This window comes from Candidatus Sulfurimonas baltica, assembly GCF_015265455.1.
GTDB lineage: Bacteria > Campylobacterota > Campylobacteria > Campylobacterales > Sulfurimonadaceae > Sulfurimonas > Sulfurimonas baltica.
The window spans coordinates 1,754,482-1,770,414 of sequence record NZ_CP054492.1 but is presented as its reverse complement, the minus strand read 5'-3'; the positions used below and the strand labels follow the sequence as shown (position 1 = coordinate 1,770,414).

Below are 15,933 nucleotides of genomic sequence, written 5' to 3'. Positions count from 1 at the left end.
TAAAAGGCAGTTTTAATGGATTACCAATCAATACTAGACGAAATTTCAAATGAGATTACTCCTTTGTTTGGTACCGGAAAAGTTGCAAACTACATACCGGCCTTAGCCGGAGTAAATCCAAAACAATTCGCTATGACTCTAACACTGTTTGATGGAACTCAGTATAGTGTCGGTCAAGCAGATACACTTTTTTCAGTTCAAAGTATCTCAAAGGTTTTTACATTTACATTGGCGCTGAAGTTTTACTCTAAAGCCCTGTATAACCGCATAGGACATGAGCCATCTGGCAATCCATTTAACTCCCTTGTTCAGCTTGAATATGAAAACGGCAAACCGAGAAACCCCTTTATAAATGCAGGTGCTATCAATGTCACAGATGCACTGATGAGTCATTACGGCGGCTGTGAAGTTGCATATAGAGAAGTTGTTGAGTTTATAAGAGATATTTCAGATGATATCTCAATTGATTCAAGCGAGATAGTATCTGCCTCTGAAATGCAACATGGACACAGAAACTTAGCCCTAGCAAACTTGATGAAAAGTTTTAACAATCTTGACAACGAAGTTGAAGATGTAGTCGGTACATACTTTAAACATTGTGCTCTGGAGATGAATACTAAAATGCTCTCAAGGGCTATGCTTTACCTTGCAAATCATGGAGTTGACCCAATAACTGACAAGTGTTACATAACCCCATCTCAAGCAAAACGGATTAATGCGGTTATGCTTACATGTGGACACTATGATGCTTCTGGGGATTTTGCCTTTCATGTAGGTCTGCCTGGAAAAAGCGGAGTAGGCGGAGGCATTGTCGCTATCGTTCCCAAGCTTATGGGCATCTGTGTATTTTCACCAGAACTTAACGCACAGGGAAACTCTCTTATCGGGACTAAAGCATTGGAGCTATTTACAGATAAAACAGGTCTCTCTATTTTTTAGTCTCATCTTCCCACCAATATTAAAATCAATCAATATGCAACTTTTATTAACACATTATTCATCTTTTTTATAATATTTTGTTATTTGTTATCAAATAAAAATTAAAAATGTAAACTTGTTCAAATTTATAATATTGTAATTGAGACTTGTGAATAATTCATAAACTAGATTCCAAGTCAAGCTTGGAATGACGATATGCCGTTAATTTGAATAAGTGGTCATTGAAAACACGTCCATTATTGGAAAAATGCTGTCATTGACGACACACCCGTCATTCTGGACTTGAACCAGAATTTAGTTGCTATTTATTAGTCCCTTTTCTAATAATAGTATAAAAAGTGTCTGCATTTAGTTCTACCATTCTTGATTCATCTTCATGCCATTGCATAGCCTCAAAGTACATCTCTTTAACTGATTCATAATCATCGCAAGAGAGCTGCAGCAACATACCTCTGTGAGCTGTGTCATTGTTTAAGCTCCACCACTCAGGCAGACTCAGTGGGTAGCGTATAGCTTTTTCATGAACATCAAAATCTTCTATGTCGGCTTGGTTGCAAAGGTAGGTTATCTCCTGAGTAGTTTGAAGAGTTTTCCAGCTTTTTTGAGGTGTTTTAACCTCAAATGATTCAAACAAATCAGCAAGTATTTTAGATGAGGGAGAAAAAGCATTTTGTGTAAAAGATGTAAAGATGAGTGTTCCACCGGTTTTTACATGTGCATAAAGTATTTTAAGCGTATCTATGGGATTTGGTAAAAAAAACAGAGCGTATGAACATGTAACTATGTCATACTGCTTTTGCATGTCGAGAGTTTCAATATCACAGCAGTAAAAAGTGATATTTGTTATGTTTTGCTCTTTGGCTTTTTCTTTTGCACACTCGAGCATCTGTGTTGAGATATCAACTGCGTCAAAGTTGGCATCTGCAAAAGTTGAAGCATACTCCAAGACAACATTGCCCGTACCGCATGCTACATCTAAAACATTACTCACACCTTTACATGGGAGTAAATCAGCTATATTTTTAGCTGAAATCTTAAAAAAGTCTATATTTTCATATCTGGTTGCAACTTCATCAAACATATTTTTAACATTGTTTTTTATATCTTCATCACTCATTTTTTCTCTCCATGATGTATACATTTTAATAATTCTATCATAATGAACTTCAAAACCTTAAAACACAATTCATATTTATACTATAATTGCACCAAGGAAAAACAACATGTATAAAGAGATTGAGCTAACTGTAAAACCCGAATATATTGATGAATACAAAGATGGATACCCGCTTATATCAAAAGAGTCTATTGCAGATTTGAGTAGATTGACAAAAGAGGGGACAATAGTAAATTTAATGGACAGTAAAAAAAAGTTCATTGCTAAAGGTTACTACGGTATTCAAAACAAAGGTTACGGTTGGGTACTCTCGTCAAACAAAGATGAACAAATAGATGCGAAGTACTTTGCAAAGAGAATAAAATCTGCCATAGAGTACAGAGAAGAGTTTTTTAGCGACGAAGAGACTACGGCATTTAGAGTTTTTAACGGCGAGGGTGACGGAGTAGGCGGTTTAACCATAGACTATTTTGATGGTTTTTATATGGCTACATGGTATAGCATTGGTATATATGAACTTAAAGATGAGGTTTTAAAAGCGCTTAAATCTTCAGTAGAGTACAAAGGGATATATCAAAAGAAAAGGTTTGACGCAAAAGGTCAGTACTTGGACGATGCGGATGATTTTGTTTGCGGAACTAAATCGGATGCTCCCATCATAGTAAAAGAAAACGGTGCAAATTTTGCCATCTACCTAGACGATGGACCAATGGTCGGTGTGTTTTTAGACCAAAGAGAAGTGCGAAAAACAATACGTGACAAATACGCAAAAGGAAAGACAGTTCTCAACACTTTCTCGTACACTGGTGCATTTTCTGTTTTTGCAGCTCTTGGCGGTTCGAGCAAAACCACAAGTGTTGACTTGGCAAACAGAAGCCGCAGTAAAACAGAGGAACAGTTTAGTATAAACGCCATACATGTAGAGAGCCAAGAGATTATAGTTGAAGATGTTTTTAACTACTTTAAGTATGCCGTAAAAAAGAGTTTATTGTTTGATTTGGTAGTTCTTGACCCGCCTAGTTTTGCTAGGTCTAAAAAGGTTACATTCTCTGTGGCAAAAGACTATGTAAAACTTCTTAAAGAGGCTATACAGATAACAAACAAAGGCGGTGTGATAGTTGCCTCCACAAACTACGCAAACTTTGGGATGATGACGTTTAGAGACTTTATCTTTAAAGCATTTAAAGAGCTTGGCGGGAAATACACAGTTGAAGAGAGTTTCACTCTGCCAAAAGATTTCAGGGTTGCAGAGAAGTTCAAAGAGGGCGACTACCTCAAAGTTGTATTTATTAAAAAGGTTAAGTAATTGAAAAAGTATCTTCTGTTTGACAATGACGGTGTACTTGTAGAGACTGAAAAGTGGTATTACGAAGCTAATAAAAAATCTTTGAATGAGATAGATGTAGAACTTCCGTTTGATGTCTATATGGAGATAATGGCAAGAGGCGGAACAGCATGGGAAGTGGCAAAGAAGCATGGACACACTCAAAAAACAGTTGATAAACAAAGAAAGCGAAGAGATATCTACTACCGAGAGTTTATCTCATCAGAGCATATAGAGATAGACGGAGTAGTCGATGTTCTTGAGGAGTTGTCTAAAGAGTACAGTTTTGGGATAGTAACTACTTCAAGAAGAGTTGATTTTGACCTGATACACTCACAAAGAGAGATAGTAAAGTATATGGATTTTACACTTTGTGTTGAAGAGTATGCTCGTGCTAAGCCACATGCAGATCCATATCTTGCAGGTATGAAAAAGTTTAACGCTCTAAAAGAGGAGTGTTTAGTAATAGAAGATTCACAAAGAGGGCTTAGTTCGGCTGTCAATGCAGGGATAGATTGCGCGGTAGTAGAAAATGCATTTACAGTATCTCATGACTTTAGCAGCGCAACTTACAAGATTAAAACACTAAGAGAGTTGCCAACACTGCTCAAATCGTTGAAGCAGTAAAAATCAGCTATAATTCGCTCAAATATTAAGGAAATAACTACATGTCAGAAGAGAAAACTAAAAAACCTAGCAAAAAAAAATACTATGACAATGTAAGTGTCGGAAAACGCACTAAACAAGTAGCTTATCTAGTGAAAGAGGGCGACAAAGCTTCTATGCTTGAGTTCTTTATTAAAAACAGTGACAAAAAACAGAGTGTCGTTGTTGTAAGAAGTAAACGCAGAGCAGATGAGCTCAATGAATATCTAAAAACTAAAGATATTTCAGCTACTTCAATTCATGGCAATCATAGAGTTGAGCAACACGAAGAGGCAGCTAAAGCCTTTAACTCAGGTGAATTAAATATACTAATAACTACTGATATGATTTTGCAATCTTTGGAGTTAAACAATATACAAACTATCCTAAACTATGACCTTCCTCCTCAGCATGAGGATTATTTTAACCGCCTTATACTTGTTGACGGAGTAGGGGAATCTATATGTTTTGTATCTCCTGAAGAAGAGGGGCTGTTAAGTATTTTAGAGTTGAGGTTGAAAAATGAAATGCCACAAGAAGAGCTAGAAGGCTTCACTCCAGAAGTATCCGATGAGGTAGCTCACGTTGCTAAAGATAAGAAAAAGAAACCACGTCACCGCAAACAGATAGTAAAAAAAGTTAAAAAGAAGAAAGCAGAGTAAAAAAGTTCATTCAAATAAATGAATGACCTCTTACTTTAAGTTATTTCTCAATTATCCAAAAATGGCTGTGCCAATACCATTTTGCATCTTTGGCTTGTGCTGTACATGTATACTTGTCTCTTGGTGGTTTTAGCTCTTTATCTGCACTGATTTCAAACTCTGTTTTTGAAATCCAATTTACTTTTATAGCTTCTCCATTGGATGTATAGCACCCTATATTTTTAACTTCTTCTTTTAGCTTTATGCGTAATTTTGGTGGGTTCTCTTTTATAAATGGTTCTCTCGGCTTAATAGTTTCTATTGGGATAGGTATTGTGTTTAACTTGGTTTTAAATCCATCTGGAGTGGCAAATGCCTCTGCCATTGGAAATCTTGTTATTGCCATTAAGTCACTCTCCTCACCAACTGGACCTGATGTTTGGGTGATTCCAACATACCCTAACTCTCTTACCAACTCTGCGGTTTTCATTGTGTACTCCCCAAAAGGGTAAGAGAAGAGTTTTTGGCTGTTTACATCTTCTCCAAGCTCCTCTTTTAGGCGTTTCTCAGCACCTTGTATCTCGGCAGAAATCCATTTTTTCCACGTCTCTTCCGGCTCATTTTTTTTAGGGAGAAGAAACTCATGACTAAGTGAGTGGTTAGCAAACTCAGAACCATTTTTTTGCATCTCTCTCATCTGCTCCCATGACATGTAGGAGTTAGATTTGCTGTCAACCTGGTTAGTGCTAACAAAAACAGTAAATGGAAAACTTTTGCTCTTTAGCATAGGGTAAGCTTTTGTAAAAGTACTTATATAGGCATCATCTATTGTAATGGCAACTGTTTTTGGTGGGAGAGTTTTTTTGTTTCTTATATGGTCTATTACTTTTGATAGCGGCCAGACGTTGTAGTCGTTTTTTTGCAGGTAATCGAGTTGATACCTAAACTGCTCAATTGTAATATTGGTAGATGGGTATTTCGACTCGCCAAAACGGTGATACATAAATACAACAGCACTGTTGGCATATAGAGGAATGGTAAGAAAAAAGGTTAATATAAACAGTGCAATTCTTGAATTCATAAACTCTCCATGTTGCTATCAGATTTTAGTTATACAGGACATTATATTTTCATTACCCTTAATCAACTATTGGCATTAAAAGCATATAATGACAATATGTGAAAAATAATATATTTTAAAACGCAGGAGTGAGAAAATGATAGAACATATACCGTTTAACTCATTGTATTTAGCAGACCATGGTTGGTTAAAAAGCCGTTTTCATTTCTCATTTGCTGAATATAGAGATTTTGACAACATTCACTATGGTCCTCTTCGTGTTATGAATGATGACCTTATAAAAGGAAATGAGGGGTTTGGAGAACACCCTCACAATGATATGGAGATTATTACCTATGTATTAAGAGGTGAACTTACACATCAGGACTCTATGGGGCACATGGAGAGTCTTGGTAGAGGCTCTGTTCAGTATATGAGTGCCGGAACAGGCATCACCCATTCTGAGATAAATGCAGCAGAGCAAGAGCTTCATCTTATTCAGACATGGATTATTCCAAAAGAAAAAGGTCTGAATCCACAGTATGGCTCGAGAGAATTTGAACTAAAAGATAGACATAACAAGTGGCTACATGTAGTTGGACCTGAGGGGAGTGGTGCAAAAATAAAAATCTACCAAGATGCCTCAATGTATGCGTCAGAGATAGATGATGGAAAAAATCTGGAGTTTAAGCTTTCAAAAGGTCGAGCGCTTTATGTAAAAGTTATGGAGGGGAGTGCAAAAATAAATGGGATTGTTTTCGCACAAGGAGATGCTGCTAAAGTAGAAGATGAGAATCTACATGTACAAGCAATCAAAAATGCTCATATACTTTTACTTGACCTCGATATTAAAAACTTCATCGAGTAAAATAAGCAGCTCTTTTTTTGCAGAACCAGCAAAAGAGTTCTCTAAAAAGTGGTTTATCCCTTTGCCTGCATGTTGGACTAAAGGGATAATCTTTATGCCCGTTATCTCAGATAGAAAGTGTGACTTATCACCCTCTTCGTAGGCATGAAGCAAAATAGAGCGTGAAAAGTTGTTAAGTATATGGTAGTAGATATGCAAAAACTCAGCTTCTAGAACTTCAAGTCCGTAAAGATGAGTGGCTATCTTCCACTCGTGTGAGGCAATAGGGCGGACTTTGTCTGGCTTTACATTTATCCCTATCTCCTCTTTGACCTCTCTTACAAGTGCATCCAAAAGCTCTTCGCCCTCATCAACTGTTCCACCAGGAAAGCCCATTCGTCCATCCCATCTGTCTATCATGATTATTGCCGGACATCTCATGCTTTTAATCTCATCGTTAAAGTACTTCCACGGTGAGATTTCATTTACATATATAACTAAGAATACAGCATTCTTTTTATCTCTGTAGTGGTCACCGAACTCTACTCTTTTCATTTCGCTCATATTTGCTCATTATAAAATTTTATAGAATTTTACATCAAATAAGGGTACTTTAGTATTAATTGAAACAAGAATTTGAGTTTTAGATTAAATCTTTTTTTGTGAAGTGAAGTCCTATTAATTTTTCCAGAACTTTTAGTACTTCATCTTCATCACTTAGTGATTCAACTATTGAGTGAATACATGCATCGTAAGGGTTAAAACCTTTGGTAATAAGTTTAGCTGCATAGATTAATAGCCTTGTAGAAACTGCTTCTTGAATCTCGTTATCACTAAGTTGTCTAATCTCCCCTGCTATATTTACAAGTTTTTGCGCCACATCTGCATCTACTCCACTCTCTTTGATAATTATCTCTTTTTCAACATCAGCTTTAGGGTAATCAAAACTTAGTGAGATAAAACGCTGTTTTGTACTTGGCTTCATCCCTTTGAGTACATTTTGATAACCTGGATTATATGAAACAACAAGCATAAAGTCAGGGTGAGCTTCAATCATCTCTCCGGTTCTGTCTATTGGTAAGACTCTTCTGTAATCAGCAAGAGAGTGAAGAACGACAGTCGTATCTTTTCTTGCCTCGATTATCTCGTCAAGATAGCAAATCCCACCTTCTCGAACTGCTTTTGTAAGAGGTCCGTCTTGCCAATAAGTTCCATTTTCATCTATAAGATGGCGACCGACTAAATCGGCAGCGCTTAAGTCATCGTGGCATACTACCGTATAGACTTTGCGATTCAGCTTTTCACCCATCGCCTCTATAAATCTTGTCTTACCGCAGCCGGTAGGCCCTTTTATTAGTATAGGCAGGTTCATTTCACATGCTGCTTCAAAAAGTTCAACTTCATTTGCTTGTGATAAATAATATATATTTGACATTTTTTTCCTTATTTTGTTAAGTTCATATAAATTTCAGGTAGTACTTTAGGTAACTTTTTGCTGTCTCTGACTACAACATAGCCATTTTTTCCAAAGAGGTATGAGAGATAATCTTTTGCCTCTAAATCAATAGTAATACAAAAAGGGGTGATACCAAGTTTTCTAACCTCTTGTATAGCTTTTTTAGTGTCTTCTATCCCATATCTTCCATCATATCTGTCTACATCATTTGGTTTACCGTCACTGATAATAAGCAGAAGTTTGTTTTGACTCTGTTGTTTGTTTAAAATTTTTCCGCTCTCTCTAATTGCAGCACCCAACCTTGTGTAGTAGCCTGGTTTAATGCTATCTATTCTTCCGCGTATTAAGTTAGAGTACTTCTCTTTAAAATTTTTTATAATATGAAAACGCACATTTTTATTTTTAATAGATGAAAAGGCATATATAGCAAACCTGTCCTGCAATCTTTCAAGGGACTCCGAAAAGACCATTAGTCCATCTTTAATCATGTCAATAATACGAATCTCTTGAGTGATTCCAGCTTCAGTAGAGAGTGAAATATCTGCCAGAATCAGAGTTGACATGTCACGCGTTTTTTTAACAAAACTCTCATAAAACTTTTGATGATGTCCAGATTTGTTTTGATGACATTTGTAGTCAATCCATGTATCTATATTTATCTCATCACCATATGGCAATTTATTGTTTTTTACACGGTCAAGTTCCATTAAATCAAGTTCGCTTTGAATCTTTTTTACCATGTTTTGTAGACGCTTAGGTAAAGGAATCGGTTCTATATTTGTAGTGATTATAGGTTTTATACATACATAGTTTTTTAGATAAATTTCTTTAGAGTAGTCCCATTCATCAATAAAGTGACCTTTTCCAAGAGGGTACTCTTCACTGCTGTTTGTCGTTAAATCAAGGTCCATCTTTAGTCTTGCAGATAGATTTGCTTTTTTTCTACCTAGAGTTATTTCATCTAAATCTTCGGCATTGTAAAGAGCATCTTCATCAAAACTGTCATCTTCGCTTCTATCTACATTTACCTGCTCCATAATGCTCATAAGTGAATCAGGAAGAAAAGCTAAAAGACCGTCTGTCTCTTTTTTGTCATCTATCTGATTTGCCTGTTTTTTCATCTTTAGAGTATCTGTCTTATTTGGCTTCTCTTCACCTCTGACAGCTTCTTCCTCATCCTCAAAATCACTGTATTTGTTTTTGCCAGACAAAGATGGGTATATCCACATCGGAGATGGATAAGTTTCACCATATTTCAGGTTGAGATAATCTGTAGCTGTCTCATAAAAGTTTTTAAAACCGGGGTATTTTTTTAGCAGAATTTGAGATGCAATTATATTTTTATCTTCATGAGAACCTCCGTTTGCATCTACTTTTGTAGCTTGAGCAATCAGCCAAAAATATAGCATCTCATTTTGCTCTTTTGTCGGAAAATAGGCAAGTGATGCAGGGAGGTAAATACCTTTTTCATCTTGATTAGCAAGAAAAAAAGTGTCACCAGCACCCGATATTTTTTCTAAAAATGAACGTGAGGTATCTATAAAACGCTTATCGGTAACTTTCAAATCTTTGCCTTTTTCACCACCTAAAAGGTGATAAAAAATCTGTAAAGATTTGCTTTTATCTGTAAAAAAAACTTGGCTCTCATTGTGAGACTTACTTGTTTTTTTATTTAAAAATTTGTTCCAAACCTTACCAATGCTCTCTTCCATATGTTTTTCTTATGCTTTTACTATTGCTGTCTCTTTAACAAAGAAACTGTAAAGGTATGCTAAAAGACCGGCAAGTGTAACTACTCCAAACACTAAACGAACCATGTAAACAGGAATTATTTCAGCCTGTGTTGCCATAAAACTAAGCGCATCTACATCCGGCCAACGCTGTAACATTATTTGTATAGCTCCGGCTACTGTAAGAGCTACCGTAACACCAAGCATACCAATTACCATCATCCAAAAACCTTTAAGCTCCATACTTTGGGATTTAGGGCCATTTCCATGAGGACGACCACGCATAATCGGCATAGCATAAGAAATGATTGTAAACATTATCATGATATATGCACCAAAGAATGCCAAGTGACCGTGTGCAGCGGTCAGCTGTGTCCCATGAGTGTAGAAATTAACGGGAGCTAAAGTGTGTAAAAAGCCCCAAACACCAGCACCTAAAAATGCCATTACCGCTGTACCTTTAGCCCAAGTAAGTGCTATTTTATTGTCATGATCTATTCGACGTTGTTTAGCCATGGTAAATGCATAAAGTACCATTAAAAAGAAAGGCAAAGGCTCAACAGCTGAGGCAATAGAGCCAATCCATAACCAGTAAGATGGTGTACCTATATAAAAATAGTGATGACCAGTACCAACAATTCCAGAAACAAGTGTCATAGCAATAATAAGGTAAAGCCACTTATCGATATGTTCACGATCCACGCCTGTAACTTTAATAAGTACAAATGAGAGTATAGCTCCTAAAATAAGCTCCCAAACACCCTCAACCCATAAGTGAACCACATACCACCAGAAAAATTTATCTAAAACTAGATTCTCAGGGAGATAAAACGCAAATAAAAAGAAAACCGCCAGACCAAGAAGACCGGTTAAAAGTACAACAGTAATAACAGTTTTTCTACCTTTGATTACAGTCATACCAACGTTTAACACAAAGGCCAAAGCAACTATAACAATACCAATCTTCGTAATTGTAGGCTGTTCTAAAAACTCTCTCCCCATTGTCGGCAATAAGCTGTTGTATGTGATCTCTGCCAAGGTTGCGTAAGGAACAAGCAGATAACCTAAAATAGTCATAACACCGGCTGCAGCAAATATCCAAAAGGTAACTTTTGCAAGCCATGGACTCCACAGCTCTCTTTCTGATTCTTCAGGCACCAAGTAGTAAGTAGCACCCATAAAAGCAAATAGTATAAGAACTATAAGTAGGTTTGTGTGAACCATTCTTGCAACATTAAACGGGATATGTGGAAACAAGAAGTCTCCGTTAATATACTGTGTTCCAAGTATTAGACCAAAAAGTATCTCTCCGGCTAGAAGAGCTAATGCAAAAATAAAATATGGCTTTGCTACCATTTGTGAACTGTACTTCATCTTTAATTATCCTTCGATGTTTGGTGGCCATTCGTTATCGTCAATACGAGATGTCCAGATTAAAAAGTCAGAAATATTATTTACTTCTTCTTCACTTAAGTTAAATTGAGGCATTTTTCTTCTGCCTGGCTCACTTAGCGGCTGTGCAGCCATCCAGCCAATCATATATGATTTAAAAACTTCTTCATTTTTTAGGCCTCTTCTGTCAAATACATTAGCAAGTTCCGGTGCATAGTAAGCGCCTTCTCCCATAATTGTATGACATCCCACACAGTTGTTAACTTCCCACAAATTCTTTCCGCGGGCAACAGACTCGGTGATTTTGTCACTGTTAGTCAGTTTTGGGATCTTTTGCACAGTATCCACAGTAAGACCGGCAAATAATAAAATAGCAAAAAGACTTCCGCCAAAGTAAATATTTCTAGCCATATTTTTAGTAATACGTTCACTCATAATAACTCTCCTTATAAATTCTACCACTAAGTAGTATTTGAAATTGTAGCAAGAAAATATTAATTCTACCTTTTAGTAGTATTTAAATGTATTAATAGATATTTAGTATATAATGTTAAATTCAAAGGGGAGAATATGCAATTAAGTAATACATCTCAATATGCAATTAGAGTCTTGAGTTATATTGCCAATATAAATGACACTAAGCTTTGCAGTGCAAAAGAGTTGTCACAAATGCTTGATATTCCATATAAGTTTTTGACAAAAATTATGACTCAATTGGTAAAAGCAGAATTTATTATATCTGTACAGGGAAGAGAGGGCGGTTATAAGTTGGCTAAACCTGCATCAAACATAAGTGTGATTGATATTTTAAATGAATTCAACGAACAAATCAATAATCAACAATGTTTACTTGGTATTGGCATGTGTGATGGAAAAAATAGATGCTCTTTGCATGATCAGTGGGCAGAACCCAAGAAACTGATAAAGAAAATGTTTGAAAATAGTACACTAGAAAGTATTAAAGGTGAAAATTTCAAATTATAATAAAAGATAATATAAAATTTTTATAAATTTAAACTTCCGATTTATCTATCTTTTCTTTCTCTTCGGATTCTTGTTTTTGTTGTTTAAATTGTTTTATTTTAACATCTTCATTTGATATATGATCAATAAGAGCACGTTTTGCAAATACTCGCATTTTAGTCTTGATAATTTCAAGTTTTGCAGGGGTGCTAATAATCTCAATCAAAAGTTTTCTAAAGCTTTCATGTGTCTCTTTTTGCTGCTCTAGTTCAGGAAAGCCAATATAAGACATATACTTCTCCTCAGCTGCAAAATGAACATTTATATAATCATTAAACTCATATAAAATTTTTTTAAGATCATCTTTTGTGTTTTTTATTTCATCTAGGTCATATAGCTTATTTACTAATGCAAACAAATTTTTATGTTGGTTGTCAATTGTGTCTACATCAATGGAATAAGAATCGTCCCATTGTATTTTTGTATCAGATGACATATATAAAGCCCCTTTTTGTCACTTAGAATATTTAGTGAAGCTATTATATTCCTATTGAACTTAAAACATTGATAATACTATAGAACCAAGTCCTACATGTGAGTTTCTATAAAACTTTATCTTTTATTTCACTGCAATATATTCAAAGCAATATCAAAGCCATTGTTAAGTATACTTCGCGGATTTTATATAAAGGAATTTCATGGCTAACAAACGAGTATTGGTTAAGTTTTCAGGTGAAGCATTAGCAGGTGAAGCAGGTCATGGAATCGACACACAGATTTTAAACTATATTTCTCAAGAGATTAAGTCATTGGTGGACGCGGGGATTGAAGTCGGTATAGTTATTGGAGGCGGTAATATAATTCGTGGCGTAACGGCTGCTAAAGATGGTATTATTAAAAGAACATCTGGTGACTATATGGGGATGTTGGCGACTGTTATAAATGGTGTTGCTATGCAAGAAGCGTGCGAACATGCAGGACTTCAGGTCCGCATGCAGACAGCTATCAAAATGGAACAGATAGCAGAGCCTTACATTAACCGCCGTGCAGTTCGTCATTTAGAGAAGGGCCGCGTTGTTATTTTTGCAGCAGGAACAGGAAATCCATACTTTACCACAGATACGGCTGCAACTCTTAGAGCAGTAGAAATAGGGGCAGAAGTTATTATTAAAGCCACAAAAGTTGATGGTGTTTATGATAAAGACCCTAAAAAGTTCAGTGATGCTGTTAAATTGCCGACATTATCTTATGAGCAGGCACTTAGTGACAATATCAAAGTTATGGATGACACATCTATAGCATTGGCAAAAGACAATTCATTACCAATTCTAATATGTGACATGTTTAAAAAAGGCAATCTTTTGGATATACTAAACGGTAATATGCAAAACTGCTCAATCGTAAAATAAATTTAAGGAAAAAGAATGAAAGTAGAAGAATTAACAGCGAAAATTTTAGACAACAACCCAAATATGGATCGTTACCAAATAGCCTTAGCTGTAGCAAAAAGAACAGATCAGCTTTTAAACGGTGCGACTAGTAAACTTAGTGTTTCAAAAAATATAAAAGCAGCAGATTTAGCTTTAATGGAAATTGCTGAGGGCCTTATAATAATTAAAGGCTTTGTTGACATAGAGAAATAATACTTTGAGTTTGAGTCAAGTCAATATCGAAAAAGTTAAACATATACATGATGTTGACTCGGCTATAACTTACCTTTTTTCACAAATAACCCCAAGCGATGCTCTTCACAATGCGTTAGAGTACTCAAAAAAAGCCCACACAGATCAGCTCAGAAAAAGTGGTCAGCCTTACATAATTCATCCAATTTTAGTAGCAAGTATTGTCGCCTCAATAACTGATGATGAAGCTATGACTATAGCAGCACTTCTCCATGATATTGTTGAAGATACAGAAGTTTCTATTGATGAAATTAAAGAGCTTTTTGGTGATGATGTAGCGCACTTAGTTGAAGGCCTTACAAAAATAGATACCATTCGGGACTCTGAGCTTATTCCGTCAAATTCAAATGAACGATTAGTTGTATCTGCTCTTTCTTTTAGAAAGATGCTTTTAGCAAGTACAGAAGACGTTAGAGTGCTAGTTGTAAAACTTTGTGATAGATTACATAATATGCTAACTCTTGATGCCCTTCCAGAGCATAAACAAAAACGTATAGCCGAAGAAACACTTGTTGTTTATGGTCCAATTGCACATCGTTTGGGTATATCTTTTTTGAAAAATATATTAGAAGATTTAAGCTTCTCATATCTTTTTAAAGAAGAAAAACACCACATAGATAACTATCTTGATACAAATTATCATGCAATTGAGATGAAATTAGATGAGTTTAAACAGTCAATAAGTAAAATTTTAGTTCAAAATGGTTTTTTTGAAGATGACTTTGAGATACTTTCTCGTGTAAAACACCGCTACTCTATATATCTGAAAATGCAAAGAAAAGGTATAGGCATTGAGGAGGTATTAGATCTTTTAGCTGTTAGAATATTAACTAAAGATTCTGTGAAATGCTACAATATTTTAGGCCTGATTCATCTTCATTTTCAACCTCTTAGTTCAAGATTTAAAGACTACATAGCTGTTGCTAAGGATAATGGTTATCAAACTATACATACCACTGTTTTTTACAATACTGCTATTTTTGAAGTACAAATTAGAACTTATGATATGCATAATACTGCAGAACTTGGTGTTGCCGCTCATTGGAAATATAAGAGTGGCGGAAATAATAGTATTAAATTGGACTGGTTAAATAATTTGGGTTATCAAAATGAGTCAGTGGAAGATTTTTATGATTTAATTAAAAATGACTTATATAGTGATGATATATCCGTATTTTCTCCAACTGGTCAAGCTTTTATGCTTCCTCGTGGAGCAATTGTTCTTGATTTTGCTTATGTTGTTCACACTTATGTTGGGGACCATGCAAAGTCAGCTCTTATAAATAAAACAAAAGCTCCACTTTTAAGTGAATTGCATAATGGTGATATCGTTAAAATAGAAATGAGTGAAAACCCTATCACAAGATGTAGTTGGATAGATGCCGTAAAAACATCTAAAGCCAAAGCAAGTATGAGGCAAAACTGTAATTTAAGAGTGAGAGAGATTAATGCAAAATCAAGTGTAAATATCTTAGCAACTGCAATGAATTTGAACACTTCAAGAGTTCTTGAGTGGCTAGAGACGCACAGCAGTGAAAAAAAAGCTGCAATTCCCACAGATATAGATCATTTTCGTGAAGTTATCCATAAGTTTGTAATGGATATAAGTCAAAATAATCGTTTCAAAAGATTTCTCTCTTCTCATAGATTTAAATTAAAACAGTATATATCAAGAGGAATTGAAATATATAGTACCTCAAACATAAGTGACGTTGTATTTGATTACTGCTGTCATCCAAAAACTGGTGATGAAATAGTTGCACTTTTAGAAAAAGGCAAAGTTCATGTTCATCATAAAATGTGTAAAAGTGCGATTAAAGATATAGATAAACATGTGCCAATGGTGTTCGTAAAATGGGAAAAACAAAATATTTACAATTACAATATGATTGTTTCACTTCATATCGGCAAAGGAACTCTGGCAGATTTTTTAAATTTTTTGGTAAAATTAAATATTGATATAAATTCAATTGAACTTGGAAAAAATAAAAGTGAATCAACAAGATATTGTGAGCTTGGCTTTGAGTCAAAAGAATCGGATATTAATTCCCTTCGTGCTAAAATGGAACAAAAAATAAAAGTTATACATCTTATACGAACAGATGATGCATATAGAAATTAAATAGGAAGATATGAA

The 15,933-nt window shown here is 35.3% G+C and carries 17 protein-coding genes; 9 read left to right on the top strand and 8 right to left on the bottom strand.

What is annotated here, in order from left to right; all coding sequences use genetic code 11:
* Positions 1-15 precede the first annotated feature (15 nt).
* Positions 16-939, top strand: coding sequence for a glutaminase (locus tag HUE88_RS08870; protein ID WP_194368356.1), 924 nt, complete (start codon positions 16-18; stop codon positions 937-939).
* Positions 940-1,240: 301 nt separating this feature from the next.
* Here HUE88_RS08870 and HUE88_RS08865 read toward each other — a convergent pair whose 3' ends face one another.
* On the bottom strand, positions 1,241-2,080 hold the full coding sequence (locus tag HUE88_RS08865; RefSeq protein WP_194368355.1) for a class I SAM-dependent methyltransferase: 840 nt from the start codon (positions 2,078-2,080) through the stop codon (positions 1,241-1,243).
* An 82-nt stretch (positions 2,081-2,162) separates the two neighbouring features.
* Here HUE88_RS08865 and HUE88_RS08860 point away from each other — a divergent pair, with 82 nt between their 5' ends.
* The 3 genes from HUE88_RS08860 to HUE88_RS08850 are packed head-to-tail and all read left to right on the top strand — an operon-like array spanning position 2,163 to position 4,687.
* A complete protein-coding gene (locus HUE88_RS08860) occupies positions 2,163-3,362 on the top strand; it encodes a class I SAM-dependent rRNA methyltransferase (RefSeq protein WP_194368354.1) in 1,200 nt (399 codons plus the stop codon).
* On the top strand, positions 3,363-4,007 hold the full coding sequence (locus HUE88_RS08855; protein WP_194368353.1) for an HAD family hydrolase: 645 nt from the start codon (positions 3,363-3,365) through the stop codon (positions 4,005-4,007).
* 41 nt (positions 4,008-4,048) lie between these two features.
* On the top strand, positions 4,049-4,687 hold the full coding sequence (locus HUE88_RS08850) for a helicase-related protein (RefSeq protein ID WP_194368352.1): 639 nt from the start codon (positions 4,049-4,051) through the stop codon (positions 4,685-4,687).
* A 40-nt stretch (positions 4,688-4,727) separates the two neighbouring features.
* Here HUE88_RS08850 and HUE88_RS08845 read toward each other — a convergent pair whose 3' ends face one another.
* Positions 4,728-5,747 (bottom strand): polysaccharide deacetylase family protein, encoded by a 1,020-nt coding sequence (locus tag HUE88_RS08845; RefSeq protein ID WP_194368351.1) that lies wholly within the window; start codon positions 5,745-5,747, stop codon positions 4,728-4,730.
* Positions 5,748-5,883: 136 nt separating this feature from the next.
* Between HUE88_RS08845 and HUE88_RS08840 the strand changes: the two genes are divergently transcribed.
* Positions 5,884-6,594 carry a pirin family protein gene (locus HUE88_RS08840; protein ID WP_194368350.1) on the top strand — a complete coding sequence of 237 codons (711 nt, stop codon included), beginning with the start codon at positions 5,884-5,886 and terminating at the stop codon, positions 6,592-6,594.
* Here the strand turns inward: HUE88_RS08840 and HUE88_RS08835 are convergent.
* From HUE88_RS08835 to HUE88_RS08815, 5 genes are all read right to left on the bottom strand, one after another.
* Complete coding sequence (locus HUE88_RS08835) at positions 6,559-7,137, bottom strand: NUDIX domain-containing protein (RefSeq protein WP_229860058.1); 579 nt, start codon at positions 7,135-7,137, stop codon at positions 6,559-6,561. The genes HUE88_RS08840 and HUE88_RS08835 overlap by 36 nt on opposite strands.
* Positions 7,138-7,216: 79 nt before the next feature.
* On the bottom strand, positions 7,217-8,008 hold the full coding sequence (locus HUE88_RS08830) for a CbbQ/NirQ/NorQ/GpvN family protein (RefSeq protein WP_194368349.1): 792 nt from the start codon (positions 8,006-8,008) through the stop codon (positions 7,217-7,219).
* Positions 8,009-8,016: 8 nt separating this feature from the next.
* Positions 8,017-9,741 carry a nitric oxide reductase activation protein NorD gene (locus tag HUE88_RS08825; RefSeq protein WP_194368348.1) on the bottom strand — a complete coding sequence of 575 codons (1,725 nt, stop codon included), beginning with the start codon at positions 9,739-9,741 and terminating at the stop codon, positions 8,017-8,019.
* A 9-nt stretch (positions 9,742-9,750) separates the two neighbouring features.
* The gene (locus HUE88_RS08820; RefSeq protein WP_194368347.1) at positions 9,751-11,133 is read right to left on the bottom strand and encodes a cbb3-type cytochrome c oxidase subunit I; all 1,383 of its coding nucleotides are present in this window, start codon (positions 11,131-11,133) and stop codon (positions 9,751-9,753) included.
* A gap of 6 nt (positions 11,134-11,139) precedes the next feature.
* Complete coding sequence (locus HUE88_RS08815) at positions 11,140-11,586, bottom strand: c-type cytochrome (RefSeq protein ID WP_194368346.1); 447 nt, start codon at positions 11,584-11,586, stop codon at positions 11,140-11,142.
* Positions 11,587-11,721: 135 nt separating this feature from the next.
* Here HUE88_RS08815 and HUE88_RS08810 point away from each other — a divergent pair, with 135 nt between their 5' ends.
* Positions 11,722-12,135, top strand: a complete 414-nt coding sequence (locus HUE88_RS08810) for an RrF2 family transcriptional regulator (protein WP_194368345.1) — start codon at positions 11,722-11,724, stop codon at positions 12,133-12,135.
* Positions 12,136-12,163: 28 nt separating this feature from the next.
* Here the strand turns inward: HUE88_RS08810 and HUE88_RS08805 are convergent, their stop codons facing one another.
* Positions 12,164-12,610, bottom strand: coding sequence for a bacteriohemerythrin (locus HUE88_RS08805; protein ID WP_194368344.1), 447 nt, complete (start codon positions 12,608-12,610; stop codon positions 12,164-12,166).
* 202 nt (positions 12,611-12,812) lie between these two features.
* On the opposite strand from HUE88_RS08805, the gene pyrH reads away from it, so the two are divergent.
* From pyrH to HUE88_RS08790, 3 genes are read left to right on the top strand one after another with little or no spacing between them, the layout of a single operon-like run.
* Positions 12,813-13,523 (top strand): UMP kinase, encoded by a 711-nt coding sequence (pyrH, locus tag HUE88_RS08800; RefSeq protein ID WP_194368343.1) that lies wholly within the window; start codon positions 12,813-12,815, stop codon positions 13,521-13,523.
* A gap of 15 nt (positions 13,524-13,538) precedes the next feature.
* Positions 13,539-13,757 (top strand): DNA-directed RNA polymerase subunit omega, encoded by a 219-nt coding sequence (locus HUE88_RS08795; protein WP_194368342.1) that lies wholly within the window; start codon positions 13,539-13,541, stop codon positions 13,755-13,757.
* A 4-nt stretch (positions 13,758-13,761) separates the two neighbouring features.
* Positions 13,762-15,918: a RelA/SpoT family protein gene (locus tag HUE88_RS08790; protein WP_194368341.1), complete on the top strand. Its 2,157-nt coding sequence runs from the start codon at positions 13,762-13,764 to the stop codon at positions 15,916-15,918.
* Positions 15,919-15,933 lie beyond the last annotated feature (15 nt).

Excerpts from the sequence above, each read along its gene's own strand:
- HUE88_RS08870 (WP_194368356.1), top strand. The coding sequence starts at position 16 with ATGGATTACCAATCAATACTAGACGAAATTTCAAATGAGATTACTCCT.
- HUE88_RS08865 (WP_194368355.1), bottom strand. The coding sequence starts at position 2,080 with ATGTATACATCATGGAGAGAAAAAATGAGTGATGAAGATATAAAAAAC.
- HUE88_RS08860 (WP_194368354.1), top strand. The coding sequence starts at position 2,163 with ATGTATAAAGAGATTGAGCTAACTGTAAAACCCGAATATATTGATGAA.
- HUE88_RS08850 (WP_194368352.1), top strand. The coding sequence starts at position 4,049 with ATGTCAGAAGAGAAAACTAAAAAACCTAGCAAAAAAAAATACTATGAC.
- HUE88_RS08845 (WP_194368351.1), bottom strand. The coding sequence starts at position 5,747 with ATGAATTCAAGAATTGCACTGTTTATATTAACCTTTTTTCTTACCATT.
- HUE88_RS08840 (WP_194368350.1), top strand. The coding sequence starts at position 5,884 with ATGATAGAACATATACCGTTTAACTCATTGTATTTAGCAGACCATGGT.
- HUE88_RS08835 (WP_229860058.1), bottom strand. The coding sequence starts at position 7,137 with ATGAGCGAAATGAAAAGAGTAGAGTTCGGTGACCACTACAGAGATAAA.
- HUE88_RS08830 (WP_194368349.1), bottom strand. The coding sequence starts at position 8,008 with ATGTCAAATATATATTATTTATCACAAGCAAATGAAGTTGAACTTTTT.
- HUE88_RS08825 (WP_194368348.1), bottom strand. The coding sequence starts at position 9,741 with ATGGAAGAGAGCATTGGTAAGGTTTGGAACAAATTTTTAAATAAAAAA.
- HUE88_RS08820 (WP_194368347.1), bottom strand. The coding sequence starts at position 11,133 with ATGAAGTACAGTTCACAAATGGTAGCAAAGCCATATTTTATTTTTGCA.
- HUE88_RS08815 (WP_194368346.1), bottom strand. The coding sequence starts at position 11,586 with ATGAGTGAACGTATTACTAAAAATATGGCTAGAAATATTTACTTTGGC.
- HUE88_RS08810 (WP_194368345.1), top strand. The coding sequence starts at position 11,722 with ATGCAATTAAGTAATACATCTCAATATGCAATTAGAGTCTTGAGTTAT.
- HUE88_RS08805 (WP_194368344.1), bottom strand. The coding sequence starts at position 12,610 with ATGTCATCTGATACAAAAATACAATGGGACGATTCTTATTCCATTGAT.
- pyrH (WP_194368343.1), top strand. The coding sequence starts at position 12,813 with ATGGCTAACAAACGAGTATTGGTTAAGTTTTCAGGTGAAGCATTAGCA.
- HUE88_RS08795 (WP_194368342.1), top strand. The coding sequence starts at position 13,539 with ATGAAAGTAGAAGAATTAACAGCGAAAATTTTAGACAACAACCCAAAT.